Source organism: Stieleria sp., assembly GCF_041595215.1.
Taxonomy (GTDB): Bacteria; Planctomycetota; Planctomycetia; order Pirellulales; family Pirellulaceae; genus Stieleria; species Stieleria magnilauensis.
Map to the genome: position 1 here is coordinate 1 of NZ_JBFHKV010000039.1, position 17,611 is coordinate 17,611.

Annotated in this window: 16 protein-coding genes and 1 tRNA gene; 10 read left to right on the forward strand and 7 right to left on the reverse strand. The window is 59.6% G+C overall.

The features are described from left to right. Positions 1-233 precede the first annotated feature (233 nt). Both ABX749_RS02870 and ABX749_RS02875 read right to left on the reverse strand, forming a co-directional pair. Positions 234-890 carry an RNA polymerase sigma factor gene (locus ABX749_RS02870; RefSeq protein ID WP_372894676.1) on the reverse strand — a complete coding sequence of 219 codons (657 nt, stop codon included), beginning with the start codon at positions 888-890 and terminating at the stop codon, positions 234-236. Continuing rightward, complete coding sequence (locus ABX749_RS02875) at positions 887-2,677, reverse strand: patatin-like phospholipase family protein (RefSeq protein WP_372894677.1); 1,791 nt, start codon at positions 2,675-2,677, stop codon at positions 887-889. Before ABX749_RS02875 ends, ABX749_RS02870 begins: the two co-directional genes overlap by 4 nt. A gap of 413 nt (positions 2,678-3,090) precedes the next feature. Here ABX749_RS02875 and ABX749_RS02880 point away from each other — a divergent pair, with 413 nt between their 5' ends. Continuing rightward, complete coding sequence (locus tag ABX749_RS02880) at positions 3,091-4,071, forward strand: aldo/keto reductase (protein WP_372894678.1); 981 nt, start codon at positions 3,091-3,093, stop codon at positions 4,069-4,071. A 106-nt stretch (positions 4,072-4,177) separates the two neighbouring features. Here the strand turns inward: ABX749_RS02880 and ABX749_RS02885 are convergent, their stop codons facing one another. Further along, positions 4,178-5,317, reverse strand: a complete 1,140-nt coding sequence (locus ABX749_RS02885; RefSeq protein WP_372894679.1) for a hypothetical protein — start codon at positions 5,315-5,317, stop codon at positions 4,178-4,180. 415 nt (positions 5,318-5,732) lie between these two features. Here ABX749_RS02885 and sufU point away from each other — a divergent pair, with 415 nt between their 5' ends. Then, positions 5,733-6,176: a Fe-S cluster assembly sulfur transfer protein SufU gene (sufU, locus tag ABX749_RS02890; protein WP_145207349.1), complete on the forward strand. Its 444-nt coding sequence runs from the start codon at positions 5,733-5,735 to the stop codon at positions 6,174-6,176. 2 nt (positions 6,177-6,178) lie between these two features. Beyond that, a complete protein-coding gene (locus ABX749_RS02895; protein ID WP_372894680.1) occupies positions 6,179-7,450 on the forward strand; it encodes an aminotransferase class V-fold PLP-dependent enzyme in 1,272 nt (423 codons plus the stop codon). Positions 7,451-7,486: 36 nt separating this feature from the next. On the opposite strand, the gene ABX749_RS02900 is transcribed toward ABX749_RS02895, so the two are convergent. The 3 genes from ABX749_RS02900 to ABX749_RS02910 form a co-directional block, all read right to left on the reverse strand. Then, entirely contained in the window at positions 7,487-9,403 is a 1,917-nt protein-coding gene (locus ABX749_RS02900) for a cation acetate symporter (RefSeq protein ID WP_372894681.1), read from the reverse strand. Next, complete coding sequence (locus ABX749_RS02905; RefSeq protein WP_372894682.1) at positions 9,400-9,705, reverse strand: DUF485 domain-containing protein; 306 nt, start codon at positions 9,703-9,705, stop codon at positions 9,400-9,402. The genes ABX749_RS02900 and ABX749_RS02905 overlap by 4 nt, the downstream gene beginning before the upstream one ends. A 209-nt stretch (positions 9,706-9,914) precedes the next feature. Further along, on the reverse strand, positions 9,915-10,727 hold the full coding sequence (locus tag ABX749_RS02910) for an MBL fold metallo-hydrolase (RefSeq protein WP_372894683.1): 813 nt from the start codon (positions 10,725-10,727) through the stop codon (positions 9,915-9,917). Positions 10,728-11,083: 356 nt separating this feature from the next. Between ABX749_RS02910 and ABX749_RS02915 the strand changes: the two genes are divergently transcribed. The 7 genes from ABX749_RS02915 (at position 11,084) to ABX749_RS02945 (ending at position 15,096) form a co-directional block, all read left to right on the forward strand. After that, the gene (locus ABX749_RS02915) at positions 11,084-11,668 is read left to right on the forward strand and encodes a 50S ribosomal protein L25 (protein WP_145207354.1); all 585 of its coding nucleotides are present in this window, start codon (positions 11,084-11,086) and stop codon (positions 11,666-11,668) included. Positions 11,669-11,719: 51 nt separating this feature from the next. Continuing rightward, complete coding sequence (gene pth / locus ABX749_RS02920) at positions 11,720-12,367, forward strand: aminoacyl-tRNA hydrolase (RefSeq protein ID WP_145207355.1); 648 nt, start codon at positions 11,720-11,722, stop codon at positions 12,365-12,367. A gap of 97 nt (positions 12,368-12,464) precedes the next feature. Further along, positions 12,465-12,881, forward strand: a complete 417-nt coding sequence (rpsF, locus tag ABX749_RS02925) for a 30S ribosomal protein S6 (RefSeq protein ID WP_145207356.1) — start codon at positions 12,465-12,467, stop codon at positions 12,879-12,881. Between the two features lie 150 nt (positions 12,882-13,031). Beyond that, positions 13,032-13,541, forward strand: a complete 510-nt coding sequence (gene ssb, locus ABX749_RS02930) for a single-stranded DNA-binding protein (RefSeq protein WP_145207357.1) — start codon at positions 13,032-13,034, stop codon at positions 13,539-13,541. A 98-nt stretch (positions 13,542-13,639) separates the two neighbouring features. Beyond that, positions 13,640-14,173, forward strand: coding sequence for a 50S ribosomal protein L9 (gene rplI / locus ABX749_RS02935; protein ID WP_095738695.1), 534 nt, complete (start codon positions 13,640-13,642; stop codon positions 14,171-14,173). Between the two features lie 104 nt (positions 14,174-14,277). After that, positions 14,278-14,359, forward strand: a tRNA-Leu gene (locus ABX749_RS02940). 410 nt (positions 14,360-14,769) lie between these two features. Further along, a complete protein-coding gene (locus tag ABX749_RS02945; protein ID WP_372894684.1) occupies positions 14,770-15,096 on the forward strand; it encodes a hypothetical protein in 327 nt (108 codons plus the stop codon). Positions 15,097-16,460: 1,364 nt separating this feature from the next. Here ABX749_RS02945 and ABX749_RS02950 read toward each other — a convergent pair. Continuing rightward, positions 16,461-16,535, reverse strand: coding sequence for a PEP-CTERM sorting domain-containing protein (locus ABX749_RS02950; protein WP_372894685.1), 75 nt, complete (start codon positions 16,533-16,535; stop codon positions 16,461-16,463). Positions 16,536-17,611 lie beyond the last annotated feature (1,076 nt).

The following is a 17,611-nucleotide window of genomic DNA, read 5'->3' on the forward strand; positions in this document are numbered from 1 at the left end:
CGAGGCCGAGCGGTGACGAAATCAAAAGGAAGCGAAGTCGCGCAAACCGAACAGAGTGTCAACACCAACGTTTTAGCGGCCAAGCGTTAGCGTGCAGACGCAAAACCGCATTGGGGCTTCAGTGATGCCCGGAGACACTGTGTTTGGCGCGAGCCTTCGGGCCCCTGTAGAGGAAACGACGCTTCGCTTCGCGGTCTTGGGTTTTCGCTTCGGGGGGCTGATTCGGTGGCGATTCATTCAGCCGCCAACTCCGGAAACACACTCTCGTCTAGCTCGGCGCGTTTGAGGATCGATTTCAACCGAATCTGGAAGTCGCTTTTGTAATTGGCGACCTGCTGTTCGGACAGATCCAGCTGTTCGGCGACTTGCTTGTTGCCCCAACCGCGGACGATCAACAGTTCGATGGCCTGCAGCTTGATCCAATTGCCGGACTGTTTCCAGCGATCGATTTGTTCTTGCATGGCATCGCGGATCGCCTGTTCCTCGATCCGTTTTCGTTCGACGCTGCGGGCGATCGAGCTGGCGACGCGTGCGCCTCCTTTCAGTTCAAAGTCTCCGGCGGAACTGGATCGGCCATGCAATTGCAGTGCGGGGCGTCGGCCTTCGCGTCTCAGGTGGTCGGTCAGTTTGTAGGCGCAGATCGAAAACAGGTAACTTTCCAGCGGTCGGCCGCCGTCGTAGTTGGGCAAACTGATCAGAAACCCGACGAAGGCTTCTTGGACGATGTCTTCGGCGGCGGCGGAATCACGGATGCGGCTGCGGGTGTACGCCAGCAACCGGCCTTCGTAACGATCGATCAGGGACTGCCAGGCACCGGAATCGCCGTCGCGGATTTGGGCGACCAGGAGTTCGTCCGCGGAGGGGCCGTCGGAATCGGCGGGAACATTCATGCAACACCGTCGGTCGGTTGGAGGTTTTCGATGACACGTTTGACGTTTTCGACCGCTTTTTCACCGGCCCGTCGCCCCGCTTCGATCAACGGATCGACGGCGTGGAAATCTTCGATTCGGAACGCGCTGGTCTGGGGGATAATGATCAGGTCGCTTTCTTCGCGATGCAGGGCGCTGGAATGTCGACGCGAGATGTCCATCGTGCGTAGCAACGTCGACAGATAACTTGGCCGGCGCAGTTTTCCGCTCCGGTCTTTGGCGTAGTCGGTCGTCAGTGTCGATCCGACATCGATCGAGACCACGTGGTCACAACCTTCGCTTCGCAACACCGACGCGGGCACGTTCATCAGCACGCCGCCGTCGACCAGCATTTGCCCGTCGTGAATGATCGGCCGACCGAAGACGGGATGGTTGATGCTTTGCAACACAGCCTGGACCAAATCACCGGACCTGCGGATCTGCTGTTCACCGCTGATCAGGTCCAGCGTCGTGATCGCCAACGGTAAACTGGCTTGCTCGAAGGTCAGGTGATCGAGGTAGCGTCGCAGTTTGGTTTCGAAACGTCCGCCGCGAAAACTGTGCAGCAAGAACATGCGTCGCAACGACGGGCGACCGGCCAGATATTTTGGTGGAATCATCTCCTTGCGGAAAAAATCGCCGATGTCCAACGGAGTGAACCCCGCACCGTAGGCCGAGGCCACGATCGCGCCGGCGCTGGTCCCGGCGATCGAATCGAAAACGACGTTGTGTTGCTGCAAGATTTCCAGGACGCCGATGTGGGCGATCCCCCGTGCACCGCCTCCGCCGAGCGCAAGCCCGATCCGTTTGCCGATCAACGATCGATACAGCCGGGTGACCGACGCCGGAACGAATTCGGCTGTGCGGTCTTCGCCACGATACCCACAACGCACCGCCTCCGCGTCAGAAAAATCCATGTCCGGTCGCGGCCACGAATCGGCCGAGAACATCAACGCCACCATCGCGCGACGATGCAGCGGGATGGATTTCAACAGCGATGCGGCATGATCCGAAAGCCCCTGACGGGCATCGGCGGCAAACACCACTCGATTGGATTCACGCACCGCAGCGTCGGTCGCTTGCCGGCCCCAAGCGACCGTCACCGCCAACGCCTGTTTGCTGCGACCGGCGATCGTGCAGCCGAGGTCGGCAACCGAGACACAGATCGCGTCGCGATCGAAGGATTCGCACGCAAAGGGCAACTCATCGTCACTGACCAACAGCGGTTGAACCAACGGGTGGTCCCCGCGCAGCTGTGCGATCAGTTGCTCCGCCAGCGGCCAGCCACTGGGATGGTCGATGATGATCGCCAGGGAATGCACGCCGCGATGGGGCTGTCGCGGCGACGAAGCGGCGGAATTCATCTTGGACAACCGCTTGGTCAACGAACGGCTGAGGTTCTCCAGCAGTTGCGGATAGCTTTTCACCAGACGGCGGTAGTCCTCTCCGCTCAGCACGAGTGTTTCGACATAGGTGACCGCGGTGACCGTGGCGGTCCGCGGTCCGCCGGAAATCACCGACGATTCGCCGAAGTGATCGCCCGCACCCATCATCCCCAGGGTGCGTTCGGCGACGGCCGGTCCGTCGCCCGTCCACACCCGCACCTTGCCTGCGGTGATCAGAAACAATTCGTCACCAACGTCGCCGATCTCGACGATGGTCGCTCCGGCATCAAAAGAACGCGGCTGAAAGGCCGACAGCACGTTCTCCAGCCCGTCGTTGCTGAGCCCCATCAACAGCGACCGGGTTACTGATTGTTCGCGATCCATCCCGAAATTACCCAGCGAAAAAAGGTTGTCATCAGACGATACCCTACCTGACGGGGGCTGCTGTCGCCAACGCGATTGCCGAATTCATCTGCAGCGACGATGGTCGTGTATTGGTCCGAGGTAATCCTCCCAAAGGACATTGGCGGCGACACCTCGAAAGTCACCCTCCCTGGCAGGCAGGGTCGAGCGAAGCGAGGGGAGGGGCGATCGGTCCCTGGTTCCCAGGCTCCTGCCTGGGGACACACTGACAGGGTGTCCGCCTCCTGACGGTCAACGGCGCGCGCCGGCAAGGATGGCAAGCAGGATGCTGACCCCACTACGAAAGCTTGACACCTATGCTTTCCTCGTCGCGTCAGGTCTGGGATCATATGCGAGTTCGAAAGCTGAACTCCTACCTTTCCCCCCGAACGCGAATGACTACCGAATTTAAGCTTGCCGGCGGCGACAAGATTCCCGCTGTCGGCCTGGGCCTTTGGAAAATCGATCAAGAATCGACGGCCGAAACCGTTTACCGAGCCATCGAAATCGGCTACCGCCACATCGATGCGGCCTGCGACTACGGCAATGAATACCAGGCGGGCGACGGGATTCGAAAGGCGATCGATGAGGGTTTGGTCAAACGCGAAGACCTGTGGATCACGAGCAAGCTTTGGAACACCTACCATCGCGCCCAAGACGTTCCCGTTGCGCTCGAAAAGACGCTGTCGGATCTGGGGTTGGACTACGTTGACCTGTACCACATTCACTTTCCGATTTCGCTCGCCTACGTGCCGATCGAAAAACGCTATCCGCCGGGATGGTTCCACGATCCCGACGCCGAGCATCCGCAGATGGAAGAGATGCCGGTGCCGATTTTGGAAACCTGGCAAGCGATGATCGAGTGTCAGAAATCGGGTTTGATCCGCCACCTCGGTGTCTGCAACTTTGGCGTTTCGTTGATCCGCGACTTGATGGCGTCCTCTTCTGTCAAGCCATCGGTTCTTCAAGTCGAACTGCATCCCTATCTGACGCAGGAAAAGCTGCTTCGATTCTGTGCCCAGCACGACATCCACGTGACGGGATTTTCACCCCTGGGCGCGCAGTCCTACTTTGCCATCGGGATGGCCGAAGAAGGCGAGGGGGTGATCGATCGCGAAGAGACCAAGGCGATCGCGGCGGAAGTCGGAAAATCACCCGCCCAGGTTGTCCTCCGTTGGGGGATTCAACGGGGGACTTCGATCGTTCCCAAAACCTCACGCGTCGAGCGACTGAAAGAGAATCTGGATCTGTTCGATTTCGAATTGACCGACCAGCAGATGAATACACTTGCGTCGCTCAACCAAAATCGTCGCTTCAACGACCCCGGCGATTTCGGCGAAAAGGCGTTCAACACCTTCTTCCCGATCTACGAATAGTGCAAAAACGGTAGTGGACGAGGCGACGAGTCCTTGCCTATCGAATAGGCCGTAGTGGACGAGGCGACGAGTCCTTTCCACTAAGCTCGCGCCCATCTAAATCGCACTACGTCGCAATCCGCTGCTGGTAGACCACCAAGCCGTGCAGGGCGTGGTACAGCACGCCGCACTCCAGATCGACGTCGCGGCATTGATGCAACACGTCGCACAGTTTGCGAACGCTGCGGACGACCCAGTCCGATTGCAACGTTTCGCGATCCGCAGCGGTCGCCAGAAACTCCAGCACGTGTCCGGTCGTGCCCAGCGTCTCGCCCAAGTCATTGCACCAACCCGTGCGATGCAGGTAGGACGTGCTGTACGAGCCGTCCGGGTTTTGGTTGACGCGGGCCATTTCGATCGATGCGTCCAGATGCTCCTTGGCATCGGCCCAAACGCCCGTGATCGGATTCCCTTCGCCGACGCGATTGCGCATCGCGGTGGCGATTCCGATCAACCGGTGCGTCCCGCCGCACACGCTGTCGGACAGATCGTGTTCGACTTCCAGCTCCAACAACAACTCGGTGCTGTAGGTGTTGCCGTCACGGGCGGTCCAGCGGTGGTCGGTCGCTCGATAGTAGGACAATGGAATCAGCGTCCAACTGAATTCTGCTTCATAGTTCAGTGGGATATCCAGCTCGGCTTGTCGCACCCAGTCGTCGACCGCCAACGTGCGATCTTCGACCACCCAAGAAGCATCGACGGGCAGCCCCGTTTGGGCGACGACGGCCAGCCATTGGTCGCGGTGGCCTTGGCCGACCTTGGTCGACGGTTCCAAGTCGACTCGGATTCCGAATCGTTCGTCGCCGCTGGCTAGATCGTCGCCAGGATCGTCGGCTGGATTGCCGAGGGGATCGCCGATCATCGGCCGAAATCCGTCGCAGGTTCCGCCTTTGCGAAAATACGTCAACGCCCGCTGGCGGCCACTTGGCGTGTCGATTTCAAATTCGTCGCCATAAGCCAGAATGCCATGGAAAATCTGCCAGGCTCCGTTGACCATCGTCGACAGTCCCCGACGCTGTTTTTCTTGCCGCAACGTTTCCGCGACCAGCGTTTCGACCGGCAACGACGAAGCCTCCGCCGTCGGCACCGCCTCCGGCAACGATTCGGGGATCGACAGCGGGCAACCGGTCGTGATCAGCGCCGAGGCGGCCAGGGTCGACAGTGCGGCGCGACGGTTGATCGGACGCGGCGGTGGAGTGTTCTTCATGGTGGACAGAGTGTGATCGATTCAAATTCGGCAATCCGCCGGTCGCGACGTCGAGTTCTGCTACCCGGCAAACTGCGGTGGAAGCCCTCGCGCGAAGGTGCAAACTACTCGGCTGATTGGAACAGTAAAGCCCCACCGACCGCAATCGGGTAGCGGTGAGCCCGAAACGGGGCGATTCGTGGTTTCCTGCCGGTCGGCGCTGAAATGACCTGCCGGAAGCCTCTACCACGGGCAAGAAACGTCCCACAACGGGTCAAATCCGGGGCGGAAGTCCGCTGACCGCCCGCCTGCGACTAAATTGACACGAATTGGGACTCGTCGATTTTTGACAACGCGCGTAGACTTAAATAGAGCCGCGGTCGGCCACTGACCGCCCATTCCATTCGACAAACGTCTTTTGTTTCCCCCCCAGACCATGCCCAACGAACAAGACATCTACGAAGAACACGTCTTGGACCACTACGAGGATCCTTACCACCGAGGCGAGCTGGTGACGGCCACCCATGCGGATGAAGGAAAAAATCCGCTCTGCGGTGATGTGGTCCAGGTGATGCTGCGTTTAGGGCGTGACGGAAAGATCGAAGAGGCCTGGTTTGACGGCGAGGGCTGCGTGATCAGCCAAGCGTCGGCGTCGATGTTGATCGAAGCGATCGAAGGAAAAACGGTGGAAGAGGCCAAGGAGTTCACGGCCAATCAGATGCTGGAACTGTTCGGCCCGCAATTGACTCCCAACCGCCAGAAGTGCTGTTTGTTGTCGTGGCGTGTGTTGCAATCGGCACTGCACGCCCCGCTCGAAGACGCTGACGATGATGACGCCGGGCCCAGCTTTGGTGGGCCAAGTTTAAGTGAAGAGAGCTGAAGATGCCGCTTGACCCCCTTTCGATCCGCGCCGATTTTCCGATCTTAAAGCGGCAATCCTCCAGCGGCGCGCCGCTGGCGTTTCTCGACAATGCCGCCAGTGCCCAGCGTCCACAAGTCGTGATCGATGCGATCAGCGATTGTTACCAGCGTTATTACGCCAACGTGCATCGCGGCATCCACACGCTCAGCGAAGAATCAACGGCGGCCTACGAGGCGGCACGAGAAACGACGCGCCAATTCGTCGCGGCGCGGTCGCAGTCGGAAATCGTGTTCGCCGCCGGAACGACCGCCGCGATCAACACCGTCGCCCATTCCTGGGGCGGCAACCATCTGTCGGCTGGTGACGTCGTGCTGCTGACGATCGCCGAGCATCACGCCAACATCGTGCCCTGGCACCAGCTGGCCGAGCGGACGGGTTGCCGCGTCGAATTCCTTCCGCTCGGTGAAGATTTCACCATCGACGATGCGGTCGTCCAGGACAAACTTCAGACACTGCAGCCGAAACTGTTCTCGTTTGCTTCTTCCAGCAACGTCTTGGGCACCAACTTTCCCGTTGCCCGTTGGACCAGCATGGCTCATGCCGCCGGTGCAACGGTGCTCGTCGATGCCGCCCAGGGGGCGCCCCACCAAGCGATCGACGTGCAGCAATGGGACGCCGACTTCGTCGTCTTTAGTGGTCACAAGATCTGTGGCCCGACCGGGATCGGAGTGCTGTATGGCAAAGAAGCTCTGTTGGACGCGATGCCGCCGTTTCTCGGCGGTGGCGGCATGATCGATCGCGTCACGACCGAAGGGTTTAGCCCGACGGGATTGCCGGAAAAATTTGAGGCGGGAACGCCGCCGATCACCGAAGCGATCGGGTTGGCCGCCGCGATGCGTTACCTGCAATCGGTGGGACTGGAGGCGATCGAGGCTCACGAGCACCTGCTCTGTCAGGCCGCCGACACGGCGCTGCGAAACATCGAAGGCGTGGAGATCCTGGGACCGACGCCCGACAAGAAGGGCGGCATCGTCAGCTTCACGCTCGATGGTGTTCACGCGCATGACATCGCCCAGTGGCTCGATACCCGCGGTGTCGCGGTCCGGGCGGGGCATCATTGTGCGATGCCGTTGCACGAATCGCTCGGCAAATCCGCATCGGCCCGCGCCAGTTTTTATCTGTACAACACGTTGGAAGAAGTGGACCGACTGGTCGAGGCGGTCAAAGAAACGCGTGACAAATTCGCCCGTGGCGGCCGACGCCGACGAAGGCGAAGCCCGTCGCCGGCATGAGCCGATCTCACCGTTCTCGCTCGGCGCGACATGGAATCACGCCGCCGCCGCTTTCGGCTTCGTCATCAACGAGACCACGATCAGCGTGACAAACGCCAGCGGAATCGTGACGATGCCCGGTTGGCTGAACGGGGCGTAGGCCAGTTCCGGATCCCAGCCATACACGCTCTTGTACGTGTCGCTGGACAACAGGATCCAACCGAGTGAGCTGATCATGCCGACCAGCACACTGGCCACGATGCCTTCCTTGGTGGTCGCTTTCCAGAACAGCAGCATCACCAGGGCGGGCAAGTTGGCGCTGGCGGCGACGCTGAAGGCCCAGCCGACCAGGTAGCCGACGTTCATTTCCTTGAACAAGATCCCCAGCACGATCGCGATCGCGCCGACGACGACCGCGGCGATCTTTGCGACACGCACCTTCTTGGCTTCGGACAATTGCATGCCGACCACGCCGACCAGGATGTCGTGGGCGACCGCGCCACTGCTGGCCAGGATCAATCCGCTGACGGTCCCCAGCACGGTGGTGAACGCGATCGCAGAAATGATCGCGAACAACCAGGTGCTGATGCTGCGTGCCAACAACGGAGCGGCCATGTTGCTGTCGGTCAAATCCATCGAGCCGCTGGTCATCGCGCCGAGTCCCAGGTACAGCGTCAGCACGTAGAAAAAACCGATGCTGGCGATCCCGACGATCGTACTCTTGCGGGCCGCCGCGCCGTCTTTGACGGTGTAGTAGCGGATCAGGATGTGGGGCAGTGATGCGGTGCCGCAAAACAAGGCCAGCATCAGCGAAAGAAAGTTCAGCTTGCCGCCGGGCTCGTCGCTTCGAATGCCGGCGAACTTGGGGTGTTCGCCGGGGCGAAGGACTTCGTTGCCGGGCGTCAGTTTTTGAAAGTAGACCGTCGATTTGGTTTCATCGTCATGCTCGACCGTCATGTTACGCCATAGCACGACTTCGCTTTCACCGAGCGTGTTGAAGAAACTGACCGGACCCAGCGGCCCCGTTTCCGATTGGCCGTCGGGTAATTTGGTGAGCGTTCCGACGGGCTTGAGTTCTTTTTGTGTCGCGTCGCGGCCCAATGGCGCGCCGTCGATCATCGCTCCGTCGGACGTCCGCCGGATCGCTTGTGCCTGCCGCAAAACGACCTGGTCTTCGCCCGCCGGTTGGACATGAAAAACGTCAAAGCCGACATCATCGCTGCGCGAGAAACGGACCAGGTCGTCGTGTTCCTGCCAACCATCGGTGGCCGGTAAAACGCTGCGCCCGGCGATCTCGGATTGGTTCAAGTCGGCCACCGGAATCGGACCGATCGTTTCAAAGGCATCGGGCTGGGCCACGAAGCCGCGGCCGAGCAGCAACACGACCAGGACGGCGCTGAACACGACCAACAGCGACCCTTTGAGAAACTGCACCCAGGTCGTCGACACCATGCCTGCGGTGACGACGATCGTGATCACCACGATCCCGACCAGCACGACGCCCACCCAGTGCGGGAAACCCAGCAGCGGTTGGATCAGCGATCCGGCGCCGACCATTTGGGGAATCAGATAAAATACGCTGACCACCAGCGTGCTCGCTCCGGCGGCGGCCTTGATGCCACGTGAGTCAAATTTCGCATCCAACGCGTCGGCAAACGTGAATCGCCCCAGCCGTTTCATCGGTTCGGCGATCACGAACAAGGCCACGATCCAGCCGGCCAGAAAACCGATCGAATACAAGAACCCGTCGTAGCCGTAGGAGGCGATCATCCCGCAGATGCCCAGGAAGGACGCTGCGGACAAATAATCGCCGGCAAACGCGATCCCATTGACCGCCCACGGGATCTGACCATGCGCGGCAAAATAGCCCGCCGACGATTTCGCTTTTCGCCCCAAGAAAAAACTCAGGCCGACCGTCGCACCGACAAACGTAAAGAAGACAAAAACGGCAATCCAGGAAGGGTCGTAAATCACGCCAGGTCCCCCCGCGGTTCGTCGCCGGTCGTCGCGGCTGGCGAGGCCGAACCGTTCGAGGATTTATCCAGCGGTTCCGACTTGCAAAGCATTCCATACAGCAATGCCATCACCAAGGCGCCGACGATCAAGCCGAAGCCATACACGATGGCCAAGTTCAATCCGGCCAGAACGGGACGCTCCATCACGTCCGCCGCAAACGCGCTGAGTAACACGAAACCCAGGTACAGCACCAAGTAAACAGCGAACAGCCAGAGCCCCAGGCGGGCGTTGGAGCGTTGTGTGTCCGTAAGCGACGACATCGAGACCTCGGGAAAAAAATATCAATTCACGACCAGCGGCGAAGTATAGAGCAACTCACCCCGCCAATGTGTCCCGAGCGAACGTTTTGAGTTTCAGGTTTCAGGTTTCAGGTTTTCCGTCTTGGGAGTCATGCCCGCCATTTTCCTGTCACCCATTTTCTTGTCTGGTTCTTTCCTTTCCAACGTCCATTCTTTTGCCCACTCCCAACTCAAACCCTGATGTCGACTTGCAGACCGTCGTAGGCCATGTCGATTCCCTCGGGCAGCCAGTCGCAGGTTTTGTGGTAGTCGAGTTGATGGCCGGTGTGAGTCAGCAGCGTGCGTTCGGCACCCACCGCACGGGCCACATCGATGGCTTCCTGCAAATTAAAATGAGTCGGATGGGGTTCCATCCGAAGGGCGCCGACGACGAGGGTTTTCACGCCCTGGAGTCGTTCCAGGGAGGTCGGCGGGATGAAGTTGGTGTCGGTGCAGTAGGCGAAATCCCCGATGCGAAATCCGAGCACATTAAAATGCGGGCCGTGCTTCATCGGGATTGGAATGAATGTCGTCCCCAAGACGTCAAACGGCGCCTCGTCGATGCGAGTGAACTCCAGCTTCGGAGTCGCTCCCGGGTGCGTGTCTTCTCGATCGGCAAAGGCGTAGGCGTAGGCCCGGCGGATGTTCGATTCGACCGTCTCGTTACAGAACAACGGAACCGCATGGCCGAGCCGGAACGGGATCAAACGCAGGTCGTCGAGTCCGAAAATATGGTCGGCGTGCTCGTGGGTGTAGACGACCGCGTGGACCAGCCGGATCCGTTCGCGAATCAGCTGGACCCTCAGATCCGGAGGGGTGTCGATCAGCACCGTGCCACCGGGCAGCCGGACCGTGATCGCGCAGCGGGTTCGATTGTTCCGCGGATCGCTGCTTTGACAAACCTTGCAATCGCATCCGATCGCCGGGACGCCGACGCTGGTCCCGGTACCCAGGAACGTGACCAGGCCTTGGTGGGGACCGCTGGATTCGGGGACAAACGGCATGGATGCGGATCAAATCGGGGGCGGATCGGGCGGGGGACAACAGACAGCGAGCCGGCATCCTACGACAGCGGTGATGACGATGCGAGAGGCGGGAAACGCCGCGATGCCGTTCAAATCGGCTGGTCGACGCCCCCGCGGTGAGGCCGGCAGCGGGCCGGTCAGTGGCTGTATCCGACGTCTGTTCAGGCTCCGGTTTGCTCGCAACGCCTGTTTGGGCTTGCAGAGATCGTCCGCCCTGACATACTTACCCGCTTCGCCGTAAACGTATCGGCGTGCCAAACGCACCCCAAATGAGAATTTTGGTGGCGTTTGAGGGAACAAAACACAAGAAATTAACGACGTCAGGGTGATCCGCAATGGCGGAAGTGGTACAGGTCCAGAAACGTGATGGCAGCCTAGGAACGGCAGCGTCACGCCGGTTACGAAAGACGGGCTCCGTCCCGGCCGTTTTGTACGGGCACAAGCAAGAGAACCAGCATCTCGCGATCTCGCAAAAGACCGTCGAGTCGATCTTGCGACATCACAGCAGGATCGTCGAGCTGCAAGGCGATGTGGTCGAGACCGCGATGGTCAGCGATCTGCAATTCGATCCGCTGGGGATCGAGGTGTTGCACATCGACCTGCAGCGAGTCGACATGAACGAAAAGGTCACCGTGACGGTGCCGATTCGATTCAAAGGCGAGCCGATCGGTGGCAAGCAAGGCGGGATCGTGATCGAAAACGCTCACGAGGTCGAAGTCGAGTGCCCCGTGGTGGCGATCCCCGACTTTGTCGAATTGAACGTCACTAGCGTCGGCTTGGGCGAACACCGCTCGGCGTCGGACGTCAAGCTGCCGGAAAATGTCGTCTTGGTCACCCCCGGCGAAACCGTGGTTTACCACGTCGAAAAAGTGAAGGGTGAGGAAGTCGACGAGACCGAGGAAGAGGGCGAAGAAGCGTAGTCTGCGGACTCAGCGACAAGGCCAACCGGCCTTGGGCCCTTCGACAGTGCGATGAAGCTAATCGTTGGACTGGGGAACCCCGGTCGAAAATACGAACAGACACGACACAATGTCGGTTTCATCGTGGCCGAAAAGGTTGCCGTCCTGACCCGCGCCGGAACGCCAAAGATTAAATTCGAAGGCGAACTGGCAGAGTCTTCGATCGGCGGGGAGAAAGTCGTGATTCTTTGTCCCCACACGTACATGAATGCGAGTGGACAAAGTGTCCGCAAAGCGTTCGACTTTTATAAGTTGGAGTTGAGCGATATCCTGGTCGTCTGTGATGATTTGAATCTCGACAGCGGCCGGTTAAGGATCAGGCCATCGGGCAGTGCCGGTGGCCAAAACGGGATAAAGGATATCATCCGGCATCTCGGTTCGGAGTCGTTTCCGCGGCTTCGCGTCGGCATCGGACGGCCTCCGGCAGGTTGGACGGTGACCGATTATGTCTTGGGGAAATTCTCCAAGAGCGAAAGCGAGACATTCGAAGCGGCGACAACCCGCGCGGCACACGCCGTGATCAGCTTTGTCACCGATGGAGTGGATCGCACGATGAGTCAGTTCAACGGTGACCCGGCGGCTGACTCGAAACCGAAACAAAACAAAAAGTCCGATCGGTCCCAAAGCGATCCGCGATCCGTCGGCCAGCAGCAACCCTAATTCAAGTCATCGTCCCCGTTTCATAGCACCGCCTGCCCGATCGCGTTTCGCAATTCGGGCCGGAGCCAACCGTAGCAAGTAGAAAAGTAGAACAGTCGTGGCCAAAAACACTTACGAAACACTCTGCATCCTCGACAGCAACCACTACGCCCGCGACCCCGGCGGAGTGAGCAAGCAAATCGAAGATCTGATCACCGAAGCCGGCGGAAAAGTCGAAGTCAATCGTTTGTGGATGGAGCAAAAGCTCGCCTATCCGATCGACGGCCACCAAAAGGGCACCTACTGGTTGACCTACTTCGAAATGGAAGGCAGCGAAGTTCCCAAGCTGGATCGTGCTTTCCACCTGTGCGAGCCCGTGCTGCGTCAAATGACCCTGAAACTGGATCCCCGATTGGTCGAGCCGATCCTGGCCAACGCCCGCGGTGCGACGCCCGTCGTCAGCAAGGACGCCGCCGCCGAAGCCGACGATTCCGGCGAAGCGAGCACCGACAGCGACAGCGACTCGGATTCCTGATCGAGCTTTCCTGAGCGGGCTTTCCCGATCGGGGCCTCCCCTGTCAGGCGGTTGGTCCCTGGCCAGTGGCCGCGGTTTGCCTACAATGAATCCCACGGCGACGCAGCCGTTTGACCTCCTTTCACTTTCCCAGCAACTCACAGGACAACGATGGCCAGCTACAACCGCGTCATTCTGGTTGGGAATTTGACGCGTGATATCGAATTGCGTTACATCCCCAGCGGTCAAGCCGTTTCGGACGTGACCGTCGCGGTGAACGATCGCCGCAAGACCGCCAACGGTGAATGGGTCGATGAACCCACGTTCGTCGATGTCACCTTGTGGGGGCGAAACGCCGAAGTGGCCAGCGAGTTCCTGTCCAAGGGATCGCCGGTGCTGATCGAAGGCCGCTTGAAACTCGATCGCTGGGAAACCGACGGTCAGAAACGAAGCAAGTTGCGTGTGATCTGCGAGAAAATGCAGATGCTCGGCGGGCGTTCCGGCGGATCCGAACAACGCGGCGACCAACGTCCTGCCCAACGGTCCGGCGGACAGACCGCTGAAAACCAAGTCAGCTACGATGCGCAATCCGTGGAAGACTATTCCGCCGATTCGGGGGCACGCGATGCCCAGCCGACCGGGAAGGGTGCCGGTTACGAAGACCCCAATATTCCGTTTTAAACAAAACAACAGTATCGTAGACGTCCCCGGGCATTGACGCCCCGGTTCGTCCTCTTTTGTCAACAACCACCCACTTAAACAATCGCCAGAGCACAACGATGTCACGCAACGGCCGAACCATTAAACGACCCTACAAACGATTGCCCAAAGGCGAACACGGTGGGATCCAGCTCCTGTTGATTCACAACGTCGAACACCTCGGCAAGCAAGGCGACATTGTCGAAGTCAAAGCCGGCTACGCACGCAACTACCTGTTGCCCCACGGCATGGCGACGATCGCGACCGATCACCACAAGCGAATGGTCGAAAAGCACCGCGAAAAATTGCGTGCGATCGAACTGGAAAAACTCAAGAGCTACCGCGATCTGGCGGACGAACTCGGCAAGCAATCGATCACGATCGAAGCCAACGCCAACGACGAAGGCCACCTGTACGGCAGCGTCGGACCGCACGAGATCACCGCGGCACTCAAAGAAGCCGGCTTCAGCCTGGCCAACGACCAGATCCGCTTGGACGGTCCGCTGCGTGAACTCGGTCTGTACACCGTTCGCGTCTACTTGCACAGCGAAGTCGAAGCGAGCCTGAAGGTTTGGGTCGTGCCCACCGCCGCCGAAGACGCCGCGGTTTCCTGATCCCAGCCAAAGCGAGACGAAGGTCGTCAAGGCCTTCGTCCGACGGCACCCAACCATCGCCGCCCACACCCGGCGGCCGATGCCACGACGTAGATTCCTCAATCGGGGCTGTGGCGGAACTGGCAGACGCGCTGGATTTAGGTTCCAGTTTCTTCGGAAGTGCAGGTTCGACTCCTGTCAGCCCTATCGTGACTCAAATCGATTGAACGCGACCCCGAGGCGGTGCCGTGGTCACCAGCACGTAGCGTTAGCCAGCGGCGCGTGTCTGTCGTCGCTCCATCGCCTTCAAGCGCCGCTCGCGCACGCTTCCCGCTGACATGCACCCAGCACGAGGCGTTAGCCAGTGGCGCGTGTCTGTCGTCGACCCAGCGTCTTCACGCGACGCTCGCTCACGCTTCCCGCTGGTATTCAAGCGCTGCTATCACACGCACCCACCCTGGATACCCCGGTGCCTCAAGTTGCGTCGGAACTGCCTATCAGCAAAAATGCCGCGAGTGTTTTCACCGCGCGATGCGTACACGGTGGCGACCCGTCGTAATTGACTGACGAAACTTGTCTCGTCTTCCACGTCCTCTCTGAGGCAATACGATCCTGCGATGCGTCCACCTGGCGGAGAACTGACGTTTTACACGGCGCTGGGGATGCTTTACGGAATTGGCGCAACAATCGCGGGATTTGTGTTCGCGTTGCCAGGCTACTTTGCCTTTGCCGCCGTCATTGGCCTGCCATCGCTCGGCGTCTGGTTCGAGCAGCGATGGGCTGGCCTGTTGCTTGCTGTCGTTATCGCCTTTTCCATTCCTCTCGCGTTGATGGCGTTGGTCTTTCTCGATGTCACGCTGGCCGAACGCGCAGTGCGGATACTTCGGATTGTCATCGGCTGCCACTTCGCGTTTGTTGCGTATCAATGGTCCCAAGATGACTAGCCGTCTCGCGCGAGCGTACGGGCCTCATCGTAAGCAGGTCGTCCCGGGGCCGAAGTGTCCCACCCCACGGCACCTGATTCGGGGCTGATCGAGTTGGCGGATAACACTTTGTTTGTTGGCAAAAGAGAGCGTCAGCGAGTGCAGGATCCCGGAGGGATGCCAGCGAGTAGCCGGAGGTCAGCGCAGCGCCACTTCCGGGATGCAGTTCACGGATTCCCGTCGACCCCGGACGGGGTCGCAGCGAATCATGCCGCCGACGGTGCCGCAGTCCGCGTTTCCAGAAGAGCTGATCGTGATGCCTGCCCACTCTGGGCGGCCGGTCGGGTCCGAGGGCTCGGACGTGATTTGCTTCGACACCCTCCGGGGTCGCGTCGTGCGGGGGACCGGATGTCCGGAGGTGGCGCTGCGCTGACCTCCGGCTACTGGCTTCGACCCCGCCGGGGTCATGCCAGCCACTGCGTCGCTGGAGTTGTGAGCGGAACGGCGCGAGCCCAAGAACGCTAAATCGACAAGTTTTAACCAGGGCAGGCCCGTAGGCCCCGCGCCAAACGGCTGACGACTCAGCAACGTCGAACGCGTCGTCGCGCGGCCAGGGTGGCGTGATGGCGAACCTGACGGAGCGAACTTAACTGACGCGCGAACATCGCGACCTGATCCTGAAGTACGGCTACGTATCAGGCCGCCTGGAGGCATTGCTGCGTCGCTGGCCGAAGAATCAAGTGATTCGCCGAGTGGGAATGACTGGGGTAGAGCTGCAGTGGCTAATCGGAGCCCTGAGCCATTCGCGCGTCAAAGGCAAAGCAGGTTCCGATGTTGAAGCGGTCGCTAACCTGTGCAACCATCTGGAGTACGCCCAGCGCACCGGCGACGGAGATCTGGGCATCCTCTGGTAAACAGGCGAGCCCCAGCCTGGTTCAGCGCCACGGGCAGATAGAACGCTTACACTCGGCGACCCTCTGAGCACCGAGTGTGGAAGCTACCTTTTCGACTACCAGAACTGGCGGATCCGAGTGCGCAAAAACCAGATCGAGCGAGTGGCGGATGCGAAGTCGACATGACAAAGTCCGAGGTCGCTCGTCTGTTCTGCTCTTGCGCGTGCGGCGTTGCGTCCCACTGCGTTTTCGACTGAGACCACAACTGCCTTAGGTATTCCCGACTTGTGCGAGTTAGCGGTATGTCGATTCCGCTTCGGCCGATGTAACTTCGGCGAGTTTGGGGCGGTTCAAATTGCATTCGGTGTTGTTGCCCTAGCTCGCTAATCAATTCTGCATTTGCACCATCTGCTAGCGACATCCCCGCGGACTCAAGCCGGCGATAAATCGCGCGCCGAGTTGCCTCGGGGGTAGTATCGCCCGGGCCATGGTTTATGAGCGTCTAGAGCGAAAGCAAAGTGCCCCGGTCATCACTGCCAGGAATCCTAGTGACGAGGGTTCGGGCACGGCGGTTATCTGTCAAGATTTCAGCTTCGATCGCAATGCGGCGTTTGTACTCCTCGGTAAATCGCCGGCGGTCCGCCTTCTCGATTACCTCAGGAAACATTTGCCAAGATAGGGATCAACTGCTGATACCGGCGACAAGGGCACACAATTGTAGGAACCCTGTCGACCTATTCGATGAACTCCAGCCACAAGAATAAAAGGTCCTTCGCAAACGCAATAAAAGTGGTGCTACCCACCGGATTACGTTTTCCGCCTGGATTCATTCGCCACTTGGAGACGACGGGACAACACTTCGTTTGTTTGCACAAGAGAGCGTCATCGAGCCCGGTATCCCGGAGGGATGCCAGCGAGTAGCCGGAGGTCAGCGCAGCGCCACTTCCGGGATGCAGTTCACGGATTCCCGTCGACCCCGGACGGGCAACGCTGTGAAGCATTGATTCCCTGCGTTTGACGAGGTGTTAGCGGCAGGGCGCAAGCCTGGACCGCTAAAACGTTGGTGTTGACACTCTGTTCGGTTTGCGCGACTTCGCTTCCTTTTGATTTCGTCACCGCTCGGCCTCGCTTCAGCCGAGACAGGATGGGTCGTGAGGAGCCTGGACGGACGAAAGACTGCAAATTGAAAATTGAAAATTGAAAATTTGCAATTGGAAGTTTTCATTTTGCAATTTTCAATATCTTGCTCCGTGTCCTGCAACGGGGAAACGGGCGCCAGACATTTCAGGAATGAAACCCGCGCAAGGGACTAAGATCGCCAACCCCGAACTTTTTGCAGCCCAGCGCAAGCCCTCCGGTCCCTCATCGTTCCCGAAACACCGGAGTGCTGGCGCCCTGCCGCTCGCAGATCGGTATCCGCTTGATCGGATGGGCCGACCATTGCTGCGAGTCGTCGTGTTCAGCTCCGTTGTGATTGCCGGTGTGCTGGTGCCACGAGTTGGCTCATCGAGACGTGGGGCGATTGGTGATCCAGAGCGATTGGTAGGGCGCCACATTCAGCACGGCGTTTTGATCGTCGAAACGGGCTCCCGAAATGGCGTCGTGCCAGGCGTCCATCGCGATCAGGTTTAGATCGGATAGTC

Excerpts from the sequence above, each read along its gene's own strand:
- ABX749_RS02915 (WP_145207354.1), top strand. The coding sequence starts at position 11,084 with ATGGCGGAAGTGGTACAGGTCCAGAAACGTGATGGCAGCCTAGGAACG.
- pth (WP_145207355.1), top strand. The coding sequence starts at position 11,720 with ATGAAGCTAATCGTTGGACTGGGGAACCCCGGTCGAAAATACGAACAG.
- ABX749_RS02905 (WP_372894682.1), bottom strand. The coding sequence starts at position 9,705 with ATGTCGTCGCTTACGGACACACAACGCTCCAACGCCCGCCTGGGGCTC.
- ABX749_RS02870 (WP_372894676.1), bottom strand. The coding sequence starts at position 890 with ATGAATGTTCCCGCCGATTCCGACGGCCCCTCCGCGGACGAACTCCTG.
- ABX749_RS02880 (WP_372894678.1), top strand. The coding sequence starts at position 3,091 with ATGACTACCGAATTTAAGCTTGCCGGCGGCGACAAGATTCCCGCTGTC.
- sufU (WP_145207349.1), top strand. The coding sequence starts at position 5,733 with ATGCCCAACGAACAAGACATCTACGAAGAACACGTCTTGGACCACTAC.
- ABX749_RS02910 (WP_372894683.1), bottom strand. The coding sequence starts at position 10,727 with ATGCCGTTTGTCCCCGAATCCAGCGGTCCCCACCAAGGCCTGGTCACG.
- ABX749_RS02885 (WP_372894679.1), bottom strand. The coding sequence starts at position 5,317 with ATGAAGAACACTCCACCGCCGCGTCCGATCAACCGTCGCGCCGCACTG.
- ABX749_RS02895 (WP_372894680.1), top strand. The coding sequence starts at position 6,179 with ATGCCGCTTGACCCCCTTTCGATCCGCGCCGATTTTCCGATCTTAAAG.
- rplI (WP_095738695.1), top strand. The coding sequence starts at position 13,640 with ATGTCACGCAACGGCCGAACCATTAAACGACCCTACAAACGATTGCCC.
- ABX749_RS02945 (WP_372894684.1), top strand. The coding sequence starts at position 14,770 with ATGCGTCCACCTGGCGGAGAACTGACGTTTTACACGGCGCTGGGGATG.
- ssb (WP_145207357.1), top strand. The coding sequence starts at position 13,032 with ATGGCCAGCTACAACCGCGTCATTCTGGTTGGGAATTTGACGCGTGAT.
- ABX749_RS02875 (WP_372894677.1), bottom strand. The coding sequence starts at position 2,677 with ATGGATCGCGAACAATCAGTAACCCGGTCGCTGTTGATGGGGCTCAGC.